General features: G+C 65.0%; 17 protein-coding genes. 4 read left to right on the top strand and 13 right to left on the bottom strand.

All coding sequences use genetic code 11. The features are described 5' to 3' along the window. Positions 1 to 28: 28 nt before the first annotated feature. Positions 29 to 523 (bottom strand): Fur family transcriptional regulator, encoded by a 495-nt coding sequence (locus BM190_RS01780; RefSeq protein ID WP_092251579.1) that lies wholly within the window; start codon positions 521 to 523, stop codon positions 29 to 31. A 155-nt stretch (positions 524 to 678) separates the two neighbouring features. Here BM190_RS01780 and BM190_RS01775 point away from each other — a divergent pair, with 155 nt between their 5' ends. From BM190_RS01775 to BM190_RS01765, 3 genes are read left to right on the top strand one after another with little or no spacing between them, the layout of a single operon-like run. Further along, the gene (locus BM190_RS01775; RefSeq protein WP_092251942.1) at positions 679 to 1,161 is read left to right on the top strand and encodes a MarR family winged helix-turn-helix transcriptional regulator; all 483 of its coding nucleotides are present in this window, start codon (positions 679 to 681) and stop codon (positions 1,159 to 1,161) included. Beyond that, positions 1,154 to 2,317, top strand: coding sequence for an HlyD family secretion protein (locus BM190_RS01770; RefSeq protein WP_092251578.1), 1,164 nt, complete (start codon positions 1,154 to 1,156; stop codon positions 2,315 to 2,317). The genes BM190_RS01775 and BM190_RS01770 overlap by 8 nt, the downstream gene beginning before the upstream one ends. A 17-nt stretch (positions 2,318 to 2,334) precedes the next feature. Continuing rightward, entirely contained in the window at positions 2,335 to 3,891 is a 1,557-nt protein-coding gene (locus BM190_RS01765) for an MDR family MFS transporter (protein WP_092251577.1), read from the top strand. A 214-nt stretch (positions 3,892 to 4,105) separates the two neighbouring features. Here BM190_RS01765 and BM190_RS01760 read toward each other — a convergent pair whose 3' ends face one another. From BM190_RS01760 to pcaF, 6 genes are all read right to left on the bottom strand, one after another. Then, on the bottom strand, positions 4,106 to 5,197 hold the full coding sequence (locus BM190_RS01760) for a phosphotransferase (protein ID WP_092251576.1): 1,092 nt from the start codon (positions 5,195 to 5,197) through the stop codon (positions 4,106 to 4,108). A gap of 48 nt (positions 5,198 to 5,245) precedes the next feature. After that, positions 5,246 to 6,934, bottom strand: a complete 1,689-nt coding sequence (locus BM190_RS01755) for a methyl-accepting chemotaxis protein (protein WP_092251575.1) — start codon at positions 6,932 to 6,934, stop codon at positions 5,246 to 5,248. 257 nt (positions 6,935 to 7,191) lie between these two features. Then, a complete protein-coding gene (pcaG, locus tag BM190_RS01750) occupies positions 7,192 to 7,794 on the bottom strand; it encodes a protocatechuate 3,4-dioxygenase subunit alpha (protein WP_092251574.1) in 603 nt (200 codons plus the stop codon). After that, positions 7,795 to 8,496 (bottom strand): protocatechuate 3,4-dioxygenase subunit beta, encoded by a 702-nt coding sequence (pcaH, locus tag BM190_RS01745; RefSeq protein ID WP_092251573.1) that lies wholly within the window; start codon positions 8,494 to 8,496, stop codon positions 7,795 to 7,797. A gap of 93 nt (positions 8,497 to 8,589) precedes the next feature. Continuing rightward, positions 8,590 to 9,483, bottom strand: coding sequence for a dioxygenase family protein (locus tag BM190_RS01740; protein WP_092251572.1), 894 nt, complete (start codon positions 9,481 to 9,483; stop codon positions 8,590 to 8,592). A 207-nt stretch (positions 9,484 to 9,690) separates the two neighbouring features. Beyond that, positions 9,691 to 10,899, bottom strand: a complete 1,209-nt coding sequence (gene pcaF, locus BM190_RS01735) for a 3-oxoadipyl-CoA thiolase (protein WP_092251571.1) — start codon at positions 10,897 to 10,899, stop codon at positions 9,691 to 9,693. 216 nt (positions 10,900 to 11,115) lie between these two features. Here pcaF and mutS point away from each other — a divergent pair, with 216 nt between their 5' ends. Then, the gene (gene mutS, locus BM190_RS01730) at positions 11,116 to 13,854 is read left to right on the top strand and encodes a DNA mismatch repair protein MutS (RefSeq protein WP_092251570.1); all 2,739 of its coding nucleotides are present in this window, start codon (positions 11,116 to 11,118) and stop codon (positions 13,852 to 13,854) included. A 157-nt stretch (positions 13,855 to 14,011) separates the two neighbouring features. On the opposite strand, the gene BM190_RS01725 is transcribed toward mutS, so the two are convergent. The 6 genes from BM190_RS01725 to BM190_RS01700 all read right to left on the bottom strand — a co-directional run bounded on the left by BM190_RS01725 (position 14,012) and on the right by BM190_RS01700 (position 20,414). Further along, the gene (locus tag BM190_RS01725; RefSeq protein WP_092251569.1) at positions 14,012 to 15,688 is read right to left on the bottom strand and encodes a methyl-accepting chemotaxis protein; all 1,677 of its coding nucleotides are present in this window, start codon (positions 15,686 to 15,688) and stop codon (positions 14,012 to 14,014) included. 379 nt (positions 15,689 to 16,067) lie between these two features. Beyond that, the gene (locus BM190_RS01720) at positions 16,068 to 16,877 is read right to left on the bottom strand and encodes a hypothetical protein (protein WP_092251568.1); all 810 of its coding nucleotides are present in this window, start codon (positions 16,875 to 16,877) and stop codon (positions 16,068 to 16,070) included. Positions 16,878 to 17,034: 157 nt separating this feature from the next. Continuing rightward, positions 17,035 to 17,544, bottom strand: a complete 510-nt coding sequence (locus tag BM190_RS01715) for an OsmC family protein (protein ID WP_028139616.1) — start codon at positions 17,542 to 17,544, stop codon at positions 17,035 to 17,037. Positions 17,545 to 17,598: 54 nt separating this feature from the next. After that, positions 17,599 to 18,384: an ABC transporter ATP-binding protein gene (locus BM190_RS01710; protein ID WP_018319533.1), complete on the bottom strand. Its 786-nt coding sequence runs from the start codon at positions 18,382 to 18,384 to the stop codon at positions 17,599 to 17,601. 4 nt (positions 18,385 to 18,388) lie between these two features. Beyond that, entirely contained in the window at positions 18,389 to 19,234 is an 846-nt protein-coding gene (locus BM190_RS01705) for an ABC transporter permease (protein WP_092251940.1), read from the bottom strand. Between the two features lie 208 nt (positions 19,235 to 19,442). Continuing rightward, positions 19,443 to 20,414, bottom strand: coding sequence for an aliphatic sulfonate ABC transporter substrate-binding protein (locus BM190_RS01700; RefSeq protein WP_177236850.1), 972 nt, complete (start codon positions 20,412 to 20,414; stop codon positions 19,443 to 19,445). Between the last annotated feature and the right edge of the window lie 141 nt (positions 20,415 to 20,555).

The raw sequence follows: 20,555 nt of genomic DNA, 5'->3' as shown, positions 1-20,555 counted from the left end.
CGATTACCGGCTTTGCGCCGTTGTTGCTCTATGCAGCTTTCTGACAATGGGTGCAGACGCCCGTGATCTCCACCACGGACAATTTAGGCGCAAAGCCCGAGCTGCGCGCGGCGGCATTGAGGTCCCGGGCAAAGGACGCCGACGGGATCTCGCCGACCAGGCCGCAGCGCTCGCAGATCAGGAACGCCACCGCCGAGGTCGCGTCGTGGTCGTGGGCGGCGCAGGCGAGATAGGCATTGCGGCTCTCGATGCGATGCACAAGGCCATTGGCCATCAGGAAATCAAGCGCGCGATAGACCGTGATCGGCGCCGGCCGCGACATGGACTTGGCGAGCTCGTCGATCACCTCATAGGCTCCGAGCGGGCGATGGCTGGAGAGCAAGGCCCCCAGCACCTGACGGCGTATGGGCGTGAATTTCTGTGCGCGCTGCTTGCAGACCTCTTCGGCATGCGCCAGCGCATCCGCGGTGCAGCGGCCGTGATCGTGGTCGGGCGCGGGAAATGCCGGTTTTGCGAGGGTCATGCGGGCACGTTCTAGCATTTGGGCCCGGGAACCCAAAGCACGACCCTGCGACCGGCTGCCAGCCATGCTCGCGCTGCGGGACAGCATCGTGATATCCGCCGTGGAATAATCATAAGCTTGCTTATTATATCCCAAGCTTATTGGAGACCAAGCTCATGACCCGCGGGTCTGTCGACCAGAACTTCCTGTTCACGCTCGGTGAGCTCTACCGCCTGTTGCGCGTCTATGCCGACAAGGAGGCCTTGCGGTTCGGCATCACCCGGGCGCAATGGGCGGTGCTGGCCAAGGTTGAGCGCAGCGAGGGCATGAAGCAGTCGGAACTCGCCGAGCTGCTCGAGATGCAGCCGATCACGCTGACCCGCCTGATCGACAAGCTCTGCGATAATGACTGGATCGAGCGCCGCAGCGACGCTTCGGACCGCCGCGTCAAGCGCCTGTATCTGAGGAAGGCCGGCCGGCAATTGCTGGGCCGGATGAGCGGGCTGAAGTCCGAGCTCACGGCCAACGCGCTCGACGGCATCACGCCGGCGGACGCCCATCGCCTCCTGACCCAGCTCGAAACCATCAAGGAAAACGTGCGTACCGCGATCCAGACCAGCGGCGCGGAACAGGCGCGTAAGGAGCAGCGCTATGGCTGACCAAGTCCTCAAGTTCCAGCCCGAGCAGAAGACCGACAGCGGCAAGCCCACCAAGAAAGCCGGCACCGACCCGCGCCGCCGCCTGGTCGCGGGCCTGCGGCGTTACCGCCGCTTCCTGCTCCTGGTCGTGCTGCCCGTGATCGCCGCCATCGGCGGCATCACTTTCTACCTGCATGGCGGCCGCTATGTCGGCACCGACGACGCCTATGTCGGCGCGCAGAAGGTGCTGGTGACGCCCGACATCTCCGGCAAGATCCAGAAGGTCGTCGTGAAGGAAGGCCAGTCCGTCAAGCAGGACGACGAGCTGTTCGAGATCGACCCCGCTCCGTTTCGCCACGCGGTGGTCGAAGCCAAGGCGCAGCTCGCGCAGGCCCGCACGACCTACGACAACCTCGTCGCCAACATCAAGATCTATGGCGACATGCTGGGCCTCGCCCAGCAAGGCATCGATTTGAAGCAGCGCGACGTCGAGCGCAAGCAGGCGCTGGTGAAGAACAATTACGGCTCGCAGCTCGATCTCGACAATGCCTCGAATGCGCTGGTCACCGCCGGCGCGCAGGCGCAATACATCAAGCAACAGCTCTCCAACGCCAGGACGCAGCTGCTCGGCGACCCCGAATTGCCACTGGAGCAATTCCCGCCTTACGCACAGGCCAAGGCCAAGCTGGACGATGCCCAGCGCAACCTCGACCACACCGTGCTGCGCGCGCCGATGGACGGCGTGGCGACGCAGGTCGAGCAGATCCAGCTCGGCCGCTATGTCGCCGCCGGCACGCCGGTGTTTTCCATCATCGACGTCGCCCACCCCTGGGTCGACGCCAATCCGAAGGAGAGCGACCTCACCCACGTCACCGAAGGACAGCCCGTCACGCTCGAGGTCGACGCGTTCCCGAACCACGTCTTCAAGGGCAAGATCGGCTCGCTCTCGCCCGGCACCGGCGCGCAATTCGCGATCCTGCCGCCGCAGAATGCCACCGGCAATTTCGTCAAGGTGGTGCAGCGCGTGCCGATCCGCATCTATTTCGACGAGACCGACAAATATGTCCGGAAGCTGAAGGCTGGCATGAGCGTCTACGCCACCATCGACACCGGCCATCAGCGCTCGCTCGCCGGCCTGCTAGGCCTGTCGGCGACCGCGAGCCAGGATAAAGACTGAACGCAAGGACTGATCCGATGTCCGGTCCCAATGCCAGCCTGATGGTCCCCGGCCTGCGCCGGAACATGGTGACGATCTGCGCCATGACCGCGACCATCATGCAGGCGCTGGACACCACCATCGCCAACGTCGCCCTGCCCTACATGCAGGGCACGCTGTCGGCCTCGCAGGACCAGATCAACTGGGTGCTGACCTCCTACATCGTAGCCGCCGCGATCATGACGGCGCCGGTGGGCTGGATCGCCAACCGCTTCGGCCGCAAGCGCATCTTCATCATCTGCTCGGCCGGCTTCACCATGGCCTCGGTGCTGTGCGGCCTCGCCCAGGACATCAACCAGATGGTGCTGTTCCGCCTGCTGCAAGGCGTGTTCGGCGCCGCCCTGGTGCCCCTGTCGCAATCGGTGATGCTCGATTATTACACGCTCCAGGAACGTGCCAAGGCGATGTCGATCTGGGGCATGGGCGTGATGATGGGTCCGATCATGGGGCCCTCGCTGGGCGCCTGGCTGACCGAGACCTATTCCTGGCACTGGGTGTTCTTCGTCAACCTGCCATTCGGCTTCATCACCGTGCTCGGGCTGATCGTCTTCATGGACGAGACCGACAAGAATCTCAGCCTCAAATTCGACTGGTTCGGCTTCGCCGCGCTGGCGGTTGCGATCGGCTCGCTTCAGCTCGCCCTCGACCGCGGCGAGCAGCTGGGCTGGCTGGAATCCAATGAGATCCTCGCGGAGTTCATCGTCTCGGCGGTCGCCTTCTACTTCTTCCTCGCGCACTCCTTCACGACCTCGACCCCGTTCATTCGGTTCGCGCTGTTTCGGGATCGCAACTTCGTCACCGGCTGCGTGTTCATGATCGTGATGGGGCTCGTGCTGTTCTCGACCATGGCGCTGGCCTCGCCCTATATGCAGAACGTGATCGGCTATCCCATCATCACCGCCGGCCTGCTGCTGGCGAGCCGCGGCTTCGGCACCTTCTTCGCGATGATGCTGGTCGGCCGGATGATGCGCTATTTCGAGGCGCGCACGCTGATCATCGCCGGCCTGACACTGACCGCAGGCTCGCTGTTCCAGATGACCGGCTGGACCGATCTGACCCAGGTGCCGGAGATCGTCACCGTCAGCGTCATTCAAGGCTTCGGCTTCGGCCTTGTCTTCGTGCCGCTATCGACCGTGGCCTTCCTGACACTGTCGAACGACCTCCGTACCGACGGCACCGCGATGCTGACCCTGATGCGCAACGTCGCGAGCTCGGTCGGCATTTCCGTCGTCATCGCCCAATTGACGCAGGGGACGCGGCGGACCTATGCGATCCTGTCCGAGCACATCAACCCGTTCAACCATGCACTGCAGATGCCCGACGTCAGGGGCCTGATCAACCTGTCCACCGACGCCGGCCGCGCCATGGCCGACAGGATGGTCAGCGTCCAGGCGCAGATCATCGCCTTCGCCTACGACTATCAGCTGGTGATGTTCTTCATCCTCTGCACTATCCCGCTCGCCTTGCTGATCGGCTCGACCAAGGCCACGCTGCGCAAGCAGGCGGCGGGACCGGAGCATGCGGTGATGGAGTAACGCACGCTCGATCTCCCAATCTCCACTGTCATCCCGGACAAGCGCGGCGAAGCGGAGCGCAGATCCGGGATCTCAGCGCGAGCGCTTGCGCTCGTCGCGATAATCACAGGGAGTAGTTTGGCGAAGACTGTGAATTACCAGTCTCGCGCCAAACTACTCCCTGTGATTATGGGTCCCTGCGTTCGCAGGGACGACACCGAAATTGCGGCGCGCCCTACAACAACTCCTCGCAGCCCAAATCATCCACCGCCGCAAACACCCGCTCCAGATTATTCCACCAGATCAGCGGCGGGAGATTGACACTCCATTGCCAGACCGGCTTGGTGATGTGCCAGAGCACCGACCGGCGATAATCCTGGTCAAGTGCGCCGCGCGTGTAGCCGCTGACGCCGTGCGAGATCAGGGTCTCATGATAGCGGTTGAGCAGCAGGCGCTCGAGCGTCTGGCGGCGCTCCGGATACCATTGCGTCGCCATCATGTAGGCGAGATCGTGGGTCGGCACGTTGATGCGCCACTGGTCGAAGTCGAAAATCCGCACGGTGTCGGCGATGTCCGCGCGCGGCAGCAGGAAATTCCAGGTATGGGCATCGCCGTGGGCAATAGAGAGATGTCGATGGGAATGATAGCGCTCAAGCAAACGATCCGACTGCTCAATGAACCGACGATAGAGGATGCGTCGTTCTTCGCTCAGACGGTCGCCGAGAAGATCGGCAAAACGATCATAATGGCCAGCAAAGGTCTCCATCAACCTTGACGTATCATCGGCGCTCATCCAACTGCCAATGGTGTCGCCGAGACTTGGGTGGTCCCACCATGCCGCGTGCCAGCCCGCGAGCGTCGTGACGATCGCCATCGCCTGTTCGCGAGACGGCGGCAAGGGCCACGGGGCCGCGACCTCATGGCTGTCGGTGAGGTCCTCGAGCAGCAGATGCCAACTGACATTTTCCTCATCGAACTGTCCGTCAAAGCAACGCGGCACCAGCCCCGGCGGCATATTCGGTGCAAGTTTCGCATAGAAGGCCACTTCGTGCCGGCCACCATGCGCAAGCGTCTTGGCAAAATCGGCATGCGGCGTCTTCAGGATCAGTGTCTGCGGCGCGCCGCCGGATTCACCCACATAGCGCAGACCGAGACGGACGATGTGCGACACGACGGTGTCGCGCTGATGCAGTACCTTCACCTCGCGGACCGCGCCTGCGTCGAGCACGCCGCCTCTGCGCAGTGCCGCCGTCAGTCGGGCGGGCTCAACGACATCAGGCAGTTGTGGAGGTGTCATGAAATTCACGATGCCCCTGTCCCGCGCCATATTGCACGATCATGACCCCACGCACCAGCGGCCGAACCGATGCCGCGCTCAAGCCGCCTCGGTCGAGGCGCGCACGGTCCGCACCACGACCGACCGGAGCTGTTCGAGATTGGCGGCCATGCCGGCGATCGCCTGCCTGACCTCGGCGGCGCGCTCGTTCACGGAAGCGGCGTCGCGGCTGACATTGCCGATCTTGGCCGAGACCTCCTTGGCCGCGGAAGCCGATTCGGAAATCGACCGCGTGATCTCCCGCGTCGCGGCGTCCTGCTCTTCCATCGCGGCGGCAACCGAGGTTGCCACGCCGTCGATTTCGACGATGCGCCCTCCCATCGTCTCGACGGCATCGACCGCGGCCTGCGTCGAGGCCTGAATCTCGGTGATCAGCCGCGTGATCTCCTCGGTGGATTTGGCGGTCTGGTCTGACAGGGACTTCACTTCGGCGGCGACCACGGCGAAGCCGCGGCCGGCCTCGCCGGCACGGGCGGCCTCGATCGTGGCGTTGAGCGCCAGGAGGTTGGTCTGGCCGGCGATGCCGCCGATGAGGTCGGAGACCTCGGCGATCTTCTTCACCGATCCGGCCAGTGCCTGGATGGTCGAACGCGCCTGCTCGCGGCCGGCGACCGCCGATTTTGTGACAGTGCTGGTCCGCACGACCTGGCTTGCGATCTCGCGGATCGAGGCGCTCAGCTGTTCGGCCGCGGCCGAGACGGTCTGCGAACTGCCGAGGGCCTGGGTGGAGGCCGCCGCGACCGCCTGCGACTGTGCGGAGAGCGACCTCGCGATATCGGACAGGCTGGACGCCGCCCGCTCGACGCCTTGCGTCGCTGCGCCGGCGGTGTCGACCGATCGGCCGGTCTCGCGCTCGACGGTCTCGGCCATCTGGTGCAGGGCGGAGCGCTTGGCGAGCGCCGCCTCCTGCTCCTGCCGCAACTGCTCCTCGCGCAGGCGGGAATTCTCGACCGCCGCCTGCTTGAACACCACAAGCGCCCCCGCCATCGAGCCGACCTCGTCCTTTCGGTCAGCGAAAGGAATGTCGGCGGCGAGATCGCCGGTCGCGAGCTTCTGCATCGTGCCCGTCATGCGCACGATCGGCCGCACCACGCCGAGTGCGACGCCGAGCAGGCCCGCAGCAACGAAAGCCAGGACCGCGGCGGAGACGCCGAGGAGGATATAAAGCATCGAGCTGTCGCGGTCCGCGGCCAGCTTTTCCATGGCTGCATTCTGCTTGTTGGCGTTCTCGACGATGCTGTCGATCACGGCGCGATGCGCGGTGTAGGCGTCCTTCACCTGCGCATAGATGCGCTCGGACGCAGCGGCGTCCTTGGCCTTGAGGGCCGGCAGGAGCTGGTCGGACGCCTTCCAGAACTTCTGCACCTCAGCATCGGATTTCGACACCAGCACCGTCTTCAGGTCGGCCGAGAGGCTGGAGGTGACCCAGAACGCCTTGCGCTCGTCGTAATCCTTGCGGAGCTGGACCAGGCGTTCGCCGTGGGCCGCCAGCTGGTCCGGCTCGCGCATGGCCAGGGTCGCCTCGAGATAGGCCTCGATGACATATTCCGGCGGCGGCAGAATGTCCGCGATGAGGTCGTTGCCGAGCTTGATGTCGGAATAGAGCGGACCGCCGACCTTGAGCTCTTTCAAGGCGTACAGGCTGGTCGAAACCACGGCGGCAAAACCGATGGCGAGAACGATGCCGAACGCAATGATCGCAGATGACAACGACAGACGAAATTTCATGAAAACAATCCAGGGCGGTGTCAAAACTGCAGCCACCCTAGACGAATACGGTAAATACGGGATTGCTTCGCGCCGAAATTGTATCGCGCGAACCCCGTCTAACTACGGGAATTCGACGTCAAGCCATCGGTATTTGAGTCAGCGAGGCTGACGCACACACGTGCGGGAGAATCGTTTCGGCCGGAGGCAGCCTCGGCCTCGATGCGCCAGATGAGACATGCGCGCCGAAGAGCAAGCCTCCCCCGGCACGCGTTGCCTCACACGTCGAAGAACACCGTCTCGTTGTCGCCCTGCAGCCGCAGGTCGAGCCGGTAGACCGGCTTGCCGGCCTCGCGCGCCGCGGTCAGCGTGGCGCGGCGCTCGGTGGGCACCAGCGCCAGCACGGGGTCGGCGGCGTTGCCGGCCTCGTCGCCGAAATAGATCCGGGTGTAGAGATGCCTGAGCATGCCGCGGCCAAACACCGCAAGGAGGATGTGCGGCGCCTGCGGCTTGCCATCGGGATCCGGCACCGTGCCCGGCTTGATGGTCTCGAACGCGTAATTGCCGTCCTTGTCGGTGCCGCAACGGGCGAAGCCGCGGAAGCTTGCATTTGGCAGCGCACGCTTGTCCTGCGGGTCGGCGAAGCGGCCTTGCGCGTCCGCCTGCCAGATCTCCAGCATGCAATCCGGCACGGCAACGCCGTCACCGTCGAATACGCGACCCTCGATGCGGATGCGCTCGCCGGTGACATCTGGCGTCAGCGTCGAGTTGGTGAACGCGTCGTTCCAGGCGTACTCGCCGCTCGGCGTCAGGCCGTATTTGAAGAACGGGCCGACCGTCTGCGATGGGGTGATCCCGTCGGGCGTCACAGAATCCTGCACTTAGTGATTCTCCATGGGGGTGGCGTTCTTGCCGCGCAACACGATGTCAAAGCGGTAGCACAGCGCCCATTCGGGCTGGGTGTTCTCGAGATCGAACGAGGAGACCATCCGCGCCCGCGCCTTCTTGTCCGGCACCGAGTTGAAGATCGGATCGAACGGGAACAGCGGATCGTTCGGAAAATACATCTGCGTCACGAGGCGCGTGACGAAGGAATGGCCGAACACCGACAGATGGATGTGCGCGGGACGCCAGGCATTGTGGTGATTGCCCCAGGGATAAGCACCCGGCTTGACGGTGACGAAGCGATAATAGCCGGAGGCATCGCTTTGGGCGCGGCCGGCCCCCGTGAAATTCGGATCGAGCGGCGCCGGATGCTGGTCGCGGACATGGACGTAGCGGCCGCAGGCATTGGCCTGCCAGATCTCGACCAGCGAGTTCGGCACGCCGCGGCCGTCCTCGTCGCGCACATGGCCGTGCACGATGATGCGCTCGCCGATCGGCTCGCCCTTGTGCTGGGTGGTGAGGTCGTTGTCGCCCTCGCGCACGGTCTCGTGGCCGTAGACCGGGCCGGTGAGCTCCGACAACGTATGGCGCATCGGGATCAAGGGCTTGTTCGGCGCACGCTTGATCGAGCTCTTGTAGTCGGGCGACAGCGGCAGCGGATGCGCCTTGTTGCTGTCAGTGGGATAGATGAATGTCATGGGCGGACTCCTCCCCGGCCATGTGGTCCGGCCGGACAACGCTTCAGCCAATCATTATAGGATATAACTAATTGGGGGAAGCGGGTTTGAGCCCTATTTGATCGGCGGACGCGGCAGTAAGGCTTCCCCGACTTCGAGCCGGTAGACATGGTCGAGCGAATACCAGGGCGTCGCGACCTCGCGTTCGGTCGGATGTGGCGCGTCATGGCGCAGGAACTTGCCGATCAGCGCCTGCGTCACGCCGAACTGCACGTCGCTGTCGATATGGGGATCGTTGGGATCGTAGACCTGCGAGATCAGGACCTTGAAGCCCGGCTTGAAGATCAGGGCATGCAGATGCGCGGGGCGATAGGGATGGCGGCTCTGCGCCTCCAGCAGGCGGCCGACCACGCCGTCCGTCGGAATGGGATAGCCGACCATCATCACCGAACGGAAGGAGAAGCGCCCATCCTGGTCGGTCGTGAACTTGCCACGCAGGTTCATGTCGGCCTGGTCAGGATCCTGGTTCTCGTAGAGGCCGACCGGAGAGGCGTGCCAGACATCGACCTCGGCGCCGACGACCGGACGACCGTCCTTGTCCACGACGCGGCCGTTCACGAACAGTGGCGCGCCCGGGGTCTCGGAGCGGACGATCGATCCGCCATTCTCGACCCGCGGCGAGTTCAACCGCCAGAACGGCCCGAGCAGTGACTGATCGGTTTCGGTATTGCCCTGGTCGCCGTTGTTGAGCAGGCAGACCAGCGGCGAGACGCCGAGCGAGCCCGCCATCAGCACCACTTCGTTGTGCGTGTCGGTGGTCAGCTTGCCGAGCTCGGCGATGACAGCGGTGGCATCGCGAAACTCCTTCTCGGTCAGGCGGACGTCGCGCACGAAGCCGTGCAAATGCTTGACCAGGGAGATCATGATCTGGCGCATGCGCGGATCGGAAGTCCGCTCCATCACCGCCAGTGCCGCGGCCGTGACGTCCTGCTCGCGCTCGATGATCATGCTGGCTTTTTCTCCCTGTCATTCCGGGACGCGAGAGAAACGAGCGAACCCGGACTCTTCGCCTCTTCCCGCTTGCGGGGAGAGGCCGGCGCGCGAAGCGCGGCGGGTGAGGGGGACTCTCCGCGAGTCCAACTATCACCGTCCTTGCGGAGACTCCCCCTCACCTCAACCCTCTCCCCGCAAGCGGGGAGAGGGGGAGGAGAGAGTTCAGTTCAGCTTCTCGATCGCGACCGCGACGCCCTGGCCGACGCCGACGCACATGGTGGCGAGCGCCAGCTTGCCGCCGCGCTTCTCCATGCCGTGGACGGCGGTGAGCGCGAGGCGCGCGCCGCTCATGCCGAGGGGATGGCCGAGCGCGATTGCGCCGCCATGCGGATTGACGAAATCCGCATCGTCGGCGACGCCGAGCTGGCGCATGCAGGCGATGCCTTGCGAGGCGAAGGCTTCGTTCAGCTCGATCAGGTCGAAATCGCTGATCTTCTTGCCGAGCCGTTCCATCAGCTTGCGGGTCGCCGGCACGGGACCAATGCCCATGATGCGCGGCGGCACGCCGGCCGAGGCAAGGCCGAGGATGCGCGCGCGGGGCGTGAGACGATGCTTCTTCACCGCAGCTTCCGAGGCCAGGATCATCGCGGCGGCGCCGTCATTGACGCCGGAAGCATTGCCGGCGGTCACCGTGCCGGGATTGCGCACGATCGGCTTCAGTTTTGCCAGACCTTCGAGCGTGGTTTCGGGACGCGGATGCTCGTCCTTGTCGACGGTGATGGGACCCGCCTTGCCGCCAGGAATGGTGATCGGGACGATTTCCTCGGCGAAATAGCCCGCCGCGATCGCCTTGCCGGCGCGCTGCTGCGAGCGGATGGCGAAGGCGTCCTGGTCGGCGCGCGAGACCTGGAATTCCTCGGCGACGTTCTCGCCGGTCTCCGGCATGGCGTCGACGCCGTACTGCGCCTTGAGCAGCGGATTGATGAAACGCCAGCCGATCGTGGTGTCGAAGATTTCGGCCGAACGCGAGAAGGCCTCCTGCGCCTTGCCCATCACGAACGGCGCACGGGTCATGGATTCGACGCCGCCGGCAATGGCAAGCTCGATCTCACCGGAGCGGATGGCGCGGCCGGCGGCACCGACCGCATCGAGGCCCGAGGCGCAGAGCCGGTTGAGCGTCTGGCCGGGAACCGAGTCCGGCAGACCTGCGAGCAGCAGCGCCATGCGGGCGACGTTGCGGTTGTCCTCGCCGGCCTGGTTGGCACAGCCGAAGAAGACTTCGTCCACCTGCGCCCAGTCGAGATTGGGGTGCTTGGCCATCAGTGCCTTGATCGGGGCTGCGGCGAGATCGTCGGCACGCACCTTGGCGAGCGAGCCGCCGAAGCGGCCGATCGGGGTCCGCACGGCATCGCAGATAAAGACGTCACGCATCGTTGTTCTCCCTGAATGCCGCGGTTCGGCCCAAATTCTTCAATGACGCCGGAGTTTTAGGAGGGCGCCCGCAGCAGGTCAATTGACTGATACACGCGTGTTCCGAGGGGGCCGCACGCCGGCCACGCATGCCGCAATGCGGACAACGTGGAAAACCCGCTCCTTCCGGCCAAAGCGATAGGAGCAGGGGGCGAAATTTTGTAGGTTGCGCCGCCCATGACCATGCAACAGCCGATACAAGTACCGCCCCCCGACGAAGCGCCCGCTTCGCCAACGGAAGCCGTCGCGCGCGTCACGCCGATGATGGAACAGTACCTGGAGATCAAGGCGGCGCATCAGGGCCTGCTGCTGTTCTACCGGATGGGCGATTTCTACGAATTGTTCTTCGAGGATGCCGAGATCGCCTCCAGGACGCTCGGCATCGTCTTGACCAAGCGCGGCAAGCACCAGGGCGCCGACATCCCGATGTGCGGCGTGCCGGTCGAGCGTTCCGAGGACTATCTGCACCGCCTGATCTCGGCCGGCCACCGCGTCGCGGTGTGCGAGCAGACCGAAGATCCTGCTGCCGCCAAGGCACGCGGCAACAAGAGCGTGGTTCGCCGCGGCGTGGTGCGGCTGGTCACGCCGGGCACGCTGACCGAGGACACGCTGCTCGATGCGCGTGCCAACAATTATCTGCTCGCGATCGCGCGCGCCCGCGCCTCCGGCGGTGGCGACCGCTTCGGCCTCGCCTGGATCGACATCTCGACCGCCGAGTTCACCGTGATGGAATGCTCGGGCGGCGAGCTCGCCGCGACGCTGGCGCGCATCAACCCGAACGAGGCCATCGTCACCGACGCGCTCTATAACGACAGCGAGCTCGGACAGACCTTGCGCGAGCTGCCGGCCGTGACGCCGCTGACGCGCGACGTCTTCGACGGTGCCACTGCCGAGAAGCGCCTTTGCGATTATTTCGCCGTCGCGACCATGGACGGGCTGGCGCAGCTGACGCGGCTGGAGGCCACGGCAGCAGCAGCCGCCGTCACCTATGTCGACCGCACCCAGGTCGGCAAGCATCCGCCGTTGTCGCCGCCCGCGCGCGAAGCCTCGGGCGCGACCATGGCGATCGATCCGGCCACACGCGCCAATCTCGAGCTGACGCGGACGCTTGCAGGCGAACGTCGCGGCTCGCTGCTCGATGCGATCGACTGCACGGTGACCTCGGCGGGCTCGCGCCTGCTTGCCCAACGCCTGGCCGCGCCGCTGACGGATGCGCCGGCGATCGCGCGCCGGCTCGATGCGGTGAGCGTCTTCGTCGCCGATTCTGCCGCGCGCGAGGACATCCGCAGCATGCTGCGCGGCGCGCCCGACATGTCGCGCGCGCTGGCGCGCCTGTCAGTCGGCCGCGGCGGCCCGCGCGACCTCGCAGGTCTGCGCGACGGCATCATCGCCGCCGACCAGGTGCTGGCGCGGCTTGGCGAGCTCGATCAGCCGCCACAGGAAATCGCCGCGGTGAGGGCGGCCTTGCAGCGTCCCTCGCGCGAGATCGCGGCGGAGTTCGCCAGCGCGCTCGACGAGCAGCTGCCGCTGATCAAGCGCGACGGCGGCTTCGTTCGACAGGGCTATGAGCCCGCGCTCGACGAAGCCCGAAACCTGCGCGATGCCTCGCGTCTCGTCGTCGCCTCGATGCAGGCGCGCTATGCCGACACGACATCCGTGAAAGGCCTGAAGATCCGGCACAACAACGTGCTCGGCTATTTCGTCGAGGTCACCGCGCAGCACGGCGACAAGCTGATGTCGGCGCCGCTGAACGCGACTTTCATCCATCGCCAGACGCTGGCGGGGCAGGTGCGCTTCACCACCTCCGAGTTGGGCGAGATCGAAGCCAAGATCGCCAATGCCGGCGATCGCGCGCTCGGCCTCGAGCTCGAGATTTTCGAGCGGCTGTCAGCCAAGGCCATGGCGATCAGCGACGATCTGCGCGCCGCCGCGCACGCCTTCGCCTTGCTCGACGTTGCGACATCACTGGCAAAGCTCGCGGTCGACGACAATTATGTGCGGCCGGACGTGGACGGCTCCCTCGGCTTTGCGATCGAGGCCGGCCGCCATCCCGTGGTGGAGCAGGCGCTGAAGCGCAATGGCGAGCCGTTCATCGCCAATGCCTGCGACCTGTCGCCAAGCCCGGCGCAAAAGTCCGGCCAGCTCTGGCTGCTCACCGGTCCCAACATGGCCGGCAAATCGACCTTCCTGCGTCAGAACGCGCTGATTGCCCTTCTTGCCCAGATCGGCAGCTTCGTGCCGGCCACGCGCGCGCGGATCGGCATCATCGACCGGCTGTTCTCGCGCGTCGGCGCCGCCGACGATCTCGCCCGCGGCCGCTCCACCTTCATGGTCGAAATGGTCGAGACGGCTGCGATCCTGAACCAGGCCGGCGAACGCTCGCTCGTGATCCTCGACGAGATCGGCCGCGGCACCGCGACCTTCGATGGTCTCTCGATCGCATGGGCCGCGATCGAGCATCTGCACGAAAGCAATCGCTGCCGCACGCTATTCGCCACGCATTATCACGAGCTGACCGCGCTCTCCGCAAAACTGCCGCGGATGTTCAACGCCACGGTGCGGGTGAAGGAGTGGCAGGGCAACGTCGTGTTCCTGCACGAGGTGCTGCCGGGCTCGGCCGATCGTTCCTACGGCATCCAGGTGGCCAAGCTCGCCGGCCTGCCGCCGGCCGTGATCACGCGCGCAAAATCCGTGCTGTCCAAGCTGGAGGCGCAGGACCGCGGCCAGACCGCGCGCGCGCTGGTGGACGATCTGCCTCTGTTCGCCGTGCCCTCACGCGCGGCGGCCGAAGCCGCGCCGCCGAGCGAGGCCGAACTGCTGATGGAGGCCGTGAAGGCGCTGCATCCGGACGAGATGTCACCACGCGAGGCGCTGGATGCGTTGTATGCGTTGAAGGCGAAGCTGCCGAAGCAGTAGCGGTGCCGTAGGGTGGGCAAAGCGACTTGTCCGCCATAGCTCGAAGAGCGACGGCGGAAGCGTGCCCACCGCGTTTTGGACGAGATCGGGAAGAGATGGTGGGCATGGCGCGCGAAGTGCGCGCCTTTGCCCACCCTACGATTCCGTGCGCTGAGCGCTACGCCCTTGCCGCGATCGCAGCCGCCTCCGCAGCCGCGCGCTGCATGCTGGTCGACATCTCGTTCGTCACCGTGCTCTGCTCCTCGACGGCAGCGGCGGTCGAGGTGACATATTCGCTGACATTGTTGATCGCCTGCTTGATCGAGCCGAGCGCGCTGACGACGTCGCCGGAGATGCCGTTGAGGCTGCCGATCTCCTGGCCGATCTTGTCGGTGGCCTGCTTGGCCTGATTGGCGAGGCTCTTCACTTCGGAGGCGACCACCGCAAAGCCGCGGCCGGCTTCGCCGGCCCGTGCGGATTCGATCGTGGCGTTGAGCGCGAGCAGGTTGATCTGTCCGGTGATGCTGTTGATCATCTCGACGATGCCGCTCATCGACTGCGCCGCCTCGGTGAGGCGCTGGGCCTGAGCATCGGCGGAGGCGACCTGCTCCACCGCGCTCATCGCCGTCTCGCGGGACTTGGTCATCGCCTCGGAGATCTCCCGCACCGAAGCGTTCAGCTCTTCCGAACCGGCGGCGACCGATTCCATCATGCCGCGCACGCGCTCGTTGCCCATGCGGACCAGCACCTGACGCGTGGTGTCGGTGGCATATTTCACGACCTTGAACGGCTTGCCGTTGAGATCGAGGATCGGGTTGTAGGAGGCCTGGATGTAGACCTCCTTGCCGCCCTTGCCAATGCGCTTGTATTCGGCCGCCTGGTACTGACCGCGGTTGAGGGCGGCCCAGAACTCGCGATAGGCCGCGCCGTCGCGCTCCGTGGGCTCGACAAACATGCTGTGGTGCTTGCCCTTGATCTCGGCCAGCGAGTAGCCGAGCGCGCCGAGGAAGTTGGCGTTGGCGGCGATGATCGTGCCGTCCATGTTGAATTCGATCACGGCCTGGGCCTTGTCGATCGCCGCGATCTGGCCGGCGAGATCGGCGTTCTTCAGCTTCTCCGCGGTGACGTCCGTTGCGAATTTGACGACGCCGTAAGGTTTGCCGTTCTCGTCAAGCAGCGGGTTGTAGGAGGCGAGGATCCACACTTCGCGGCCGCCCTTGCCGATGCGCTTGAACTCGCCGGCCTGGTATTCACCGCGGTTGAGTGCAGCCCAGAACTCGCGATAGGCCGCGCCGTCGCGGTCGGCCTGCGGCATGAACAGGCTGTGATGCTTGCCCTCGATCTCGGCCAGCGAATAGCCGAGCGTCTTGCAGAATTTCTCGTTGGCGCTGACGATGGTGCCGTCGAGCTTGAATTCGATGACGGCCTGGGCGCGGCTGATCGCGGCGATCTTCGACGCATCCGTCATGCTCCGGATCTTCTTCGCCGTGATGTCGGTCGCGATCTTGGCGACCATCACCGTCTTGCCGTTGCCGTCGAGCACCGGATTGTAGGATGCTTCGATCCAGACCTCGCGGCCACCCTTCGCGATCCGCTTGAACTCGCGCGCCTGATACTCGCCACGGTTCAATGCAGCCCAGAACGCCTTGTACTCGGCGGTATCGCGCTGGTCGGCCGGCACGAACATGGAGTGATGCTTGCCCTGAATCTCGTCAAGCCGATAGCCGAGGGCGTCGAGAAAATTCTGGTTGGCCGTGACGATCGAGCCATCGAGATTGAATTCGATCATGGCCTGCGAACGGCCTATGGCGTCGAGCCGCCCTTGTGCATCGCTGTGGGACTTGCGACCGAACATCAAACAATCTCCATCTCGAAGTAACGTGGACAGCCCGTAGGGGAAGTGACCGCTGCGGCAACACAGCCGTATTCAAATCGACAATTCCCGCGAGTCCCTGCACTCGGATGCAGCTCGGACGAGTTCACGCCGACGACGGCGGAAGCGGGTACGTGAAATTATTCGTACGGAAAAAGCTCGAACAAAGTTCTAATAGAATTGTCGGAAACCAGCAGAACAGGGAACGATCCGGCGGGCGTCGAGAGCCGCCACCCGCGCCCCTGCGACTTGAAATGACATTTCTCATTCAATAGCTTGGGAAGATGCCGCGTTGCCCGTCGGCATGAGTTGCCATCTCCGACATGTCTTTCGCGACGCGGTGTCGCGCGTGTCCGTAGTCTCACGGTCCTTGCCGCGCCTTGTGCATCGTTCGCCGGCCGATTCCCCACAGCGTCAGATTCCAGGCGATGCAGGTGCCGAGCGCGAGACACAGACCGACGGCCGAGCCGAACGACACGACCGCAACGTGCAAGACGGCAATCGCCGTGCCGAATCCGAGCAGGCCCCAGGCGGAGTTGGCGAGCACGGCCGCGGTCGGCGGGCCGCCGATGCGCGGATGCAGGATCACCATGATGCTGGAGAACACCACGGGATACAGCGCGATGATGCCGCTGATGCGGGGGCCGACCCAGCCCGAAGTCGAGACCACGATGGCGACCAGGGTCGCGACCAGCGCAGCCCGCATCGGCACGTCGTACCAGCGACGCGTGACCAGCGGCATCTTCACATGGCGATAGCCCGCCAGAAGCGGAATGCAGATGCCGAAGGCGATCAGATTAGCGGCGAGCCCGGCGGTGAGCGACCAGTCGAACTGGCGGATGATCGAGGCCAGCACGATCCAGACGGCAACCGCGATTCCACAACTCACCGCGAAACCATGCCGCTGCGCCAGCACGACATAAGCGAGGCACATGAAGATCGTCGCCGCATTGATCGGAAGGCTCGCCAGCGAACCCTGCGCGATGAACGCGGCATCGTGGTCGAGCGCGAGGAAGACGTAGGAGGGACCGGCCGAGATCGGCAGGGTCGCGACCAGCGCGCCGATCACCGGACCCGCGCGCTCAGTGATGATCGAGGCCGTCACGACGAACGCCGCCGCGATCGCCATGCGCAGGAGAAGGAAGAGGAAGAAGTGGAGATCGGGGGACATTTTTGGCTTCTTACCCTCCCCTGGGGGAGGGTCGGCTCATATTGGGCGCAGCGAAATATGAAACGGGGTGGGGTGACAGTCTCTCAACGGCGACGGTGCCCGAGTGGAGAGATCACCCCACCCCGCTCGCGCTATGCGCGATCGGAGGGTAAGAGACTCACATCCGCTGCATCGACACCGACACCTTCGGGCCGTTCTTGATGGTCTGATAGACCACGCAATATCGCTCGGTCAGCTTGAGCAGGAGATCGAGCTTGTCCTGCGGCGCCGATGTATCGACCTCGAAGCGCAGACGGATCTCGGCGAAGCCGACCGGGGTCTCCTTGTCGACGCCGAGCGTGCCACGGAAATCGAGATCGCCCTCGGCATAGACGTTGCCGGTCTTGAGCGGCACCTCGATCGCAGTCGCGACCGACTTCAACGTGACCCCGGCACAGGCGACGAGCGCCTCGAGCAACATGTCCCCGGAGCAAAGCTCGAGGCCGGAACCGCCGGTCGCCGGATGCAGGCCGGCAAGCGCGATGGCGCGGCCGGTCTCGACCTTGCAGGCGATGCCTTCGCTGTCGGTGGAGCCCTTGGCCTTCAGCGTGATCAGTGCGGTCTTGGGATCGGTCTTGTAGCGCTCCTTGATCGGAGCCTGCATCTGGCGCAGCTCTGCAGCGTCCATTTTCGTTCTCTCCCGGAAAATTGACCCTCGATGTACCGGTTCAGAGCGAAATTGTCACCACCACATGGCCTGACCGGGACCCTGGGTTGCGTCACGGTCGGGCACGTTGCGGTCAAGCGAACGGTCGAGTGACGTCAGCACACTTCGCTTGAAATTCTCGAACAGCGGCGAATTGCGGTCGCGCGGCCGGCCGAGATTGATCTCGATCTGGTCGAACAACCGGCCCGGCCGCGGCCGCATCACCAGCACGCGGTCGGCCAGCACCACGGCCTCGTCGACGTCGTGTGTGACGAGGATGAGGGTCGGCCGCGTGTCCGCCCAGAGGTCGAGCAGATGATCCTGGAGATCCCTGCGGGTGAAGGCATCGAGCGCGGAGAACGGCTCGTCGAGCAGCAGCACCTCCGGCTGCGGCACCAGCGCGCGTGCGATCGCAACCCGCTGCGCCTGTCCGCCGGAGAGCTCGCGCGGCCAGGCCTGCGCCTTTTCCGCCAGCCCGACGCGTTCGAGCGCACGCGCGACCTTCTCGCGGCGCTCGGCCGCGGGCAGATCGGCGAGTCCAAAACCGATATTGTCGGCGACGCTGAGCCAGGGTAGCAGCCGCGGCTCCTGGAAGATGATGCCGATCTTGGCATGCGGCGAGACGATCGCCTCGTTGTCGAGCGTCACCGTGCCAGCGCTGGCGCGATCGAGGCCGGCGATGGCACGCAGCAGCGTGGACTTGCCACAGCCGGAGCCGCCGATGATGGCGATGATCTCGCCCAGCCTGATTTCAGCGGAGAAGCGTGAAAGCGCCTGCACGCCGTTGGGATAGGTCTTGCTGACCCGGTCGAGCGCCAGCATCGCCTCAAGCTCCCTTCGCGCGCCCGAAGGCGTCCTGCCAGCGCAGGAAAGGCGCGGCCGCGACCTCGATCAACCAGTCCGTGAGCTTGCCGAGGATGGCGAAGATCACGATGGCTGCGAGGATCTGCGCGGGCTTGCCGAGCTGCTGGCCGTCGAGCAGGAGATAGCCGAGGCCTTCGGAGGCGCCGATCAGCTCGGCCGCGACCACGAACATCCAGCCGAGGCCGAGACCGACGCGCAAGGACACGACATAGGCCGGCAGCACCGCCGGCAAGAGGATGCGGCGGATCATCGCCGGGCCGGACAGGCGGAAGGTGCGGCCGACCTCCACGATCTTGCGATCGACTGAGAGTATCGCGCCCATCACGCCGAGATAGACCGGAAAGAACACGCCGACCGCGATCAGCGCGACCTTCGAGGTCTCGAAGATGCCGAGCCAGAGGATGAACAGGGGCACCCAGGCGAGCGAGGGAATCGCGCGCAGCGCCTGCACGGTCGGATCGAGCAGCCGGCGCGCCAGCGACCAGTAGCCGGAGACGGCCCCCAACATCGTGCCTGCGATCACGCCGAAGGCGAAGCCGAGCCCGACGCGCCACAGCGTCGCTATGACGTGGCGAACCAGTTCGCCGGAGCGGGCAAGCTCGGCGATGGTGGCAAAGACGCGCGAAGGCGGCGGCACCAGCCGGCCGTTGGACCAGCCGAGCCACACCACGAGCTCCCAGCCAAGCGCGAGCGCGAGCGGCAGCAGCAGCCCCAGTATCGGCCGCGCATAGCGCGCCATGCGCGAGGGCGCGGCGGCGCTTTCGGCGGGTTCCGAGGGTTGTTGCAAGGCTGGCGCGTCGGAGATCATGGCCATTAGCAAGCGCGTCCGGTCAGGGAATGCAAGGGTGCCTCTTACCCTCCCCTGGAGGGGGAGGGTCGTGGGCATGCAGCGAAGCGAAATGCACAGCGGGGCGGGGTGACCTCTCCTCACGGGACTGCCCGAGAGGAGAGATCATCCCGCCCCGCTCGCGCTACGCGCGATCGACCCTCCCCCTCCAGGGGAGGGTAAGAGAAGATCAATTCGTCGGCAGCGGGACCTGATCGTCGATCAACGCATCCAGCGTCGCCTTCACGTCGACCTTGGCATCGACGACACCGGCTTGCTGGAGGGCGAGGCCGGCGGCGAGGATCGATTCGCGCTGGGGCGCGCCGATGCGGCTGTGGGTGAGCTCGGTGCGCTCCTTGAGCTGCTTGTCGACGACGGCCTCGGGGAGTTTTGTGACCGCGATGAAGGTCTTCTTCAGCTCGTCGTAATTGGCCAGCGAATATTTGCGCGCCTCTTCGTACACGGCGAGGACGCGGCGGGCAGCGTCGGGATAGTCCTTCAAAAACTGCTCGCGCACATTGAGGATGCCCCAGGTGTTGGCTTCGGCCTTGCGGTAGAACAGCTTTGCGCTCTCTTCGACCTCGGCCTGCGCCATCATCGGATCGAGGCCGGCCCAGGCATCGACGTCGCCGCGGATCAGCGCGGTCTTGCCGTCGGCGTGCTGGAGCAGCACCGGGGTGATGTCCTTTTCGGTGAGCCCCGCTCCCAACAGCGCGCGCACCAGGAAGATGTGCGGATCGGTGCCGCGCGTCACCGCGACGCGCTTGCCCTTGAGGTCTGCGACGCCGGCAATCTTGGAATCCTTCGATGTCACCAGCGCCGTCCACTCAGGGCGCGAATAGACATAGATCGACTTGATCGGGTTGCCGTTGATGCGGGCGACCAGCGCCGCCGAACCCGCGGTCGAGCCGAAATCGATCGAGCCGGCATTGAGGAATTCGAGCGCCTTGTTGGAGCCGGCCGACTGCACCCAGGTGACGGTGATGCCGTCCTTGGCGAACTCCTTCTCAAGGAGCCCCTTCTGCTTCAGAACCATCGACACCGGATTGTAAGTTGCCCAGTCGATGCGGATTTCCTTGAGCGGATCGGCCGCCTTGGCCGCGGGGGTCACGGCGAGCGCAACCGCTCCCGCCAACAGAATGCGTCGTGTAATTCCGGTCATGCCCAGCCTCCTCCAAAACTTCATTGTTTTTCAATGAGTTATATCTAGAGGTCAACGAGAAAATCCGCCCCTCGAAAGCGCGCCGGCCGAGAACAGATTTGCCCAAAGCCGCGCCTTTCCAGCATGGAACGACTATTGCCA

Source organism: Bradyrhizobium sp. Rc3b (genome assembly GCF_900114915.1).
In the GTDB taxonomy this organism is placed as follows: domain Bacteria; phylum Pseudomonadota; class Alphaproteobacteria; order Rhizobiales; family Xanthobacteraceae; genus Bradyrhizobium.
Note: the sequence above shows the minus strand (reverse complement) of the source record. Positions and strands in the feature narration are given on the sequence as shown.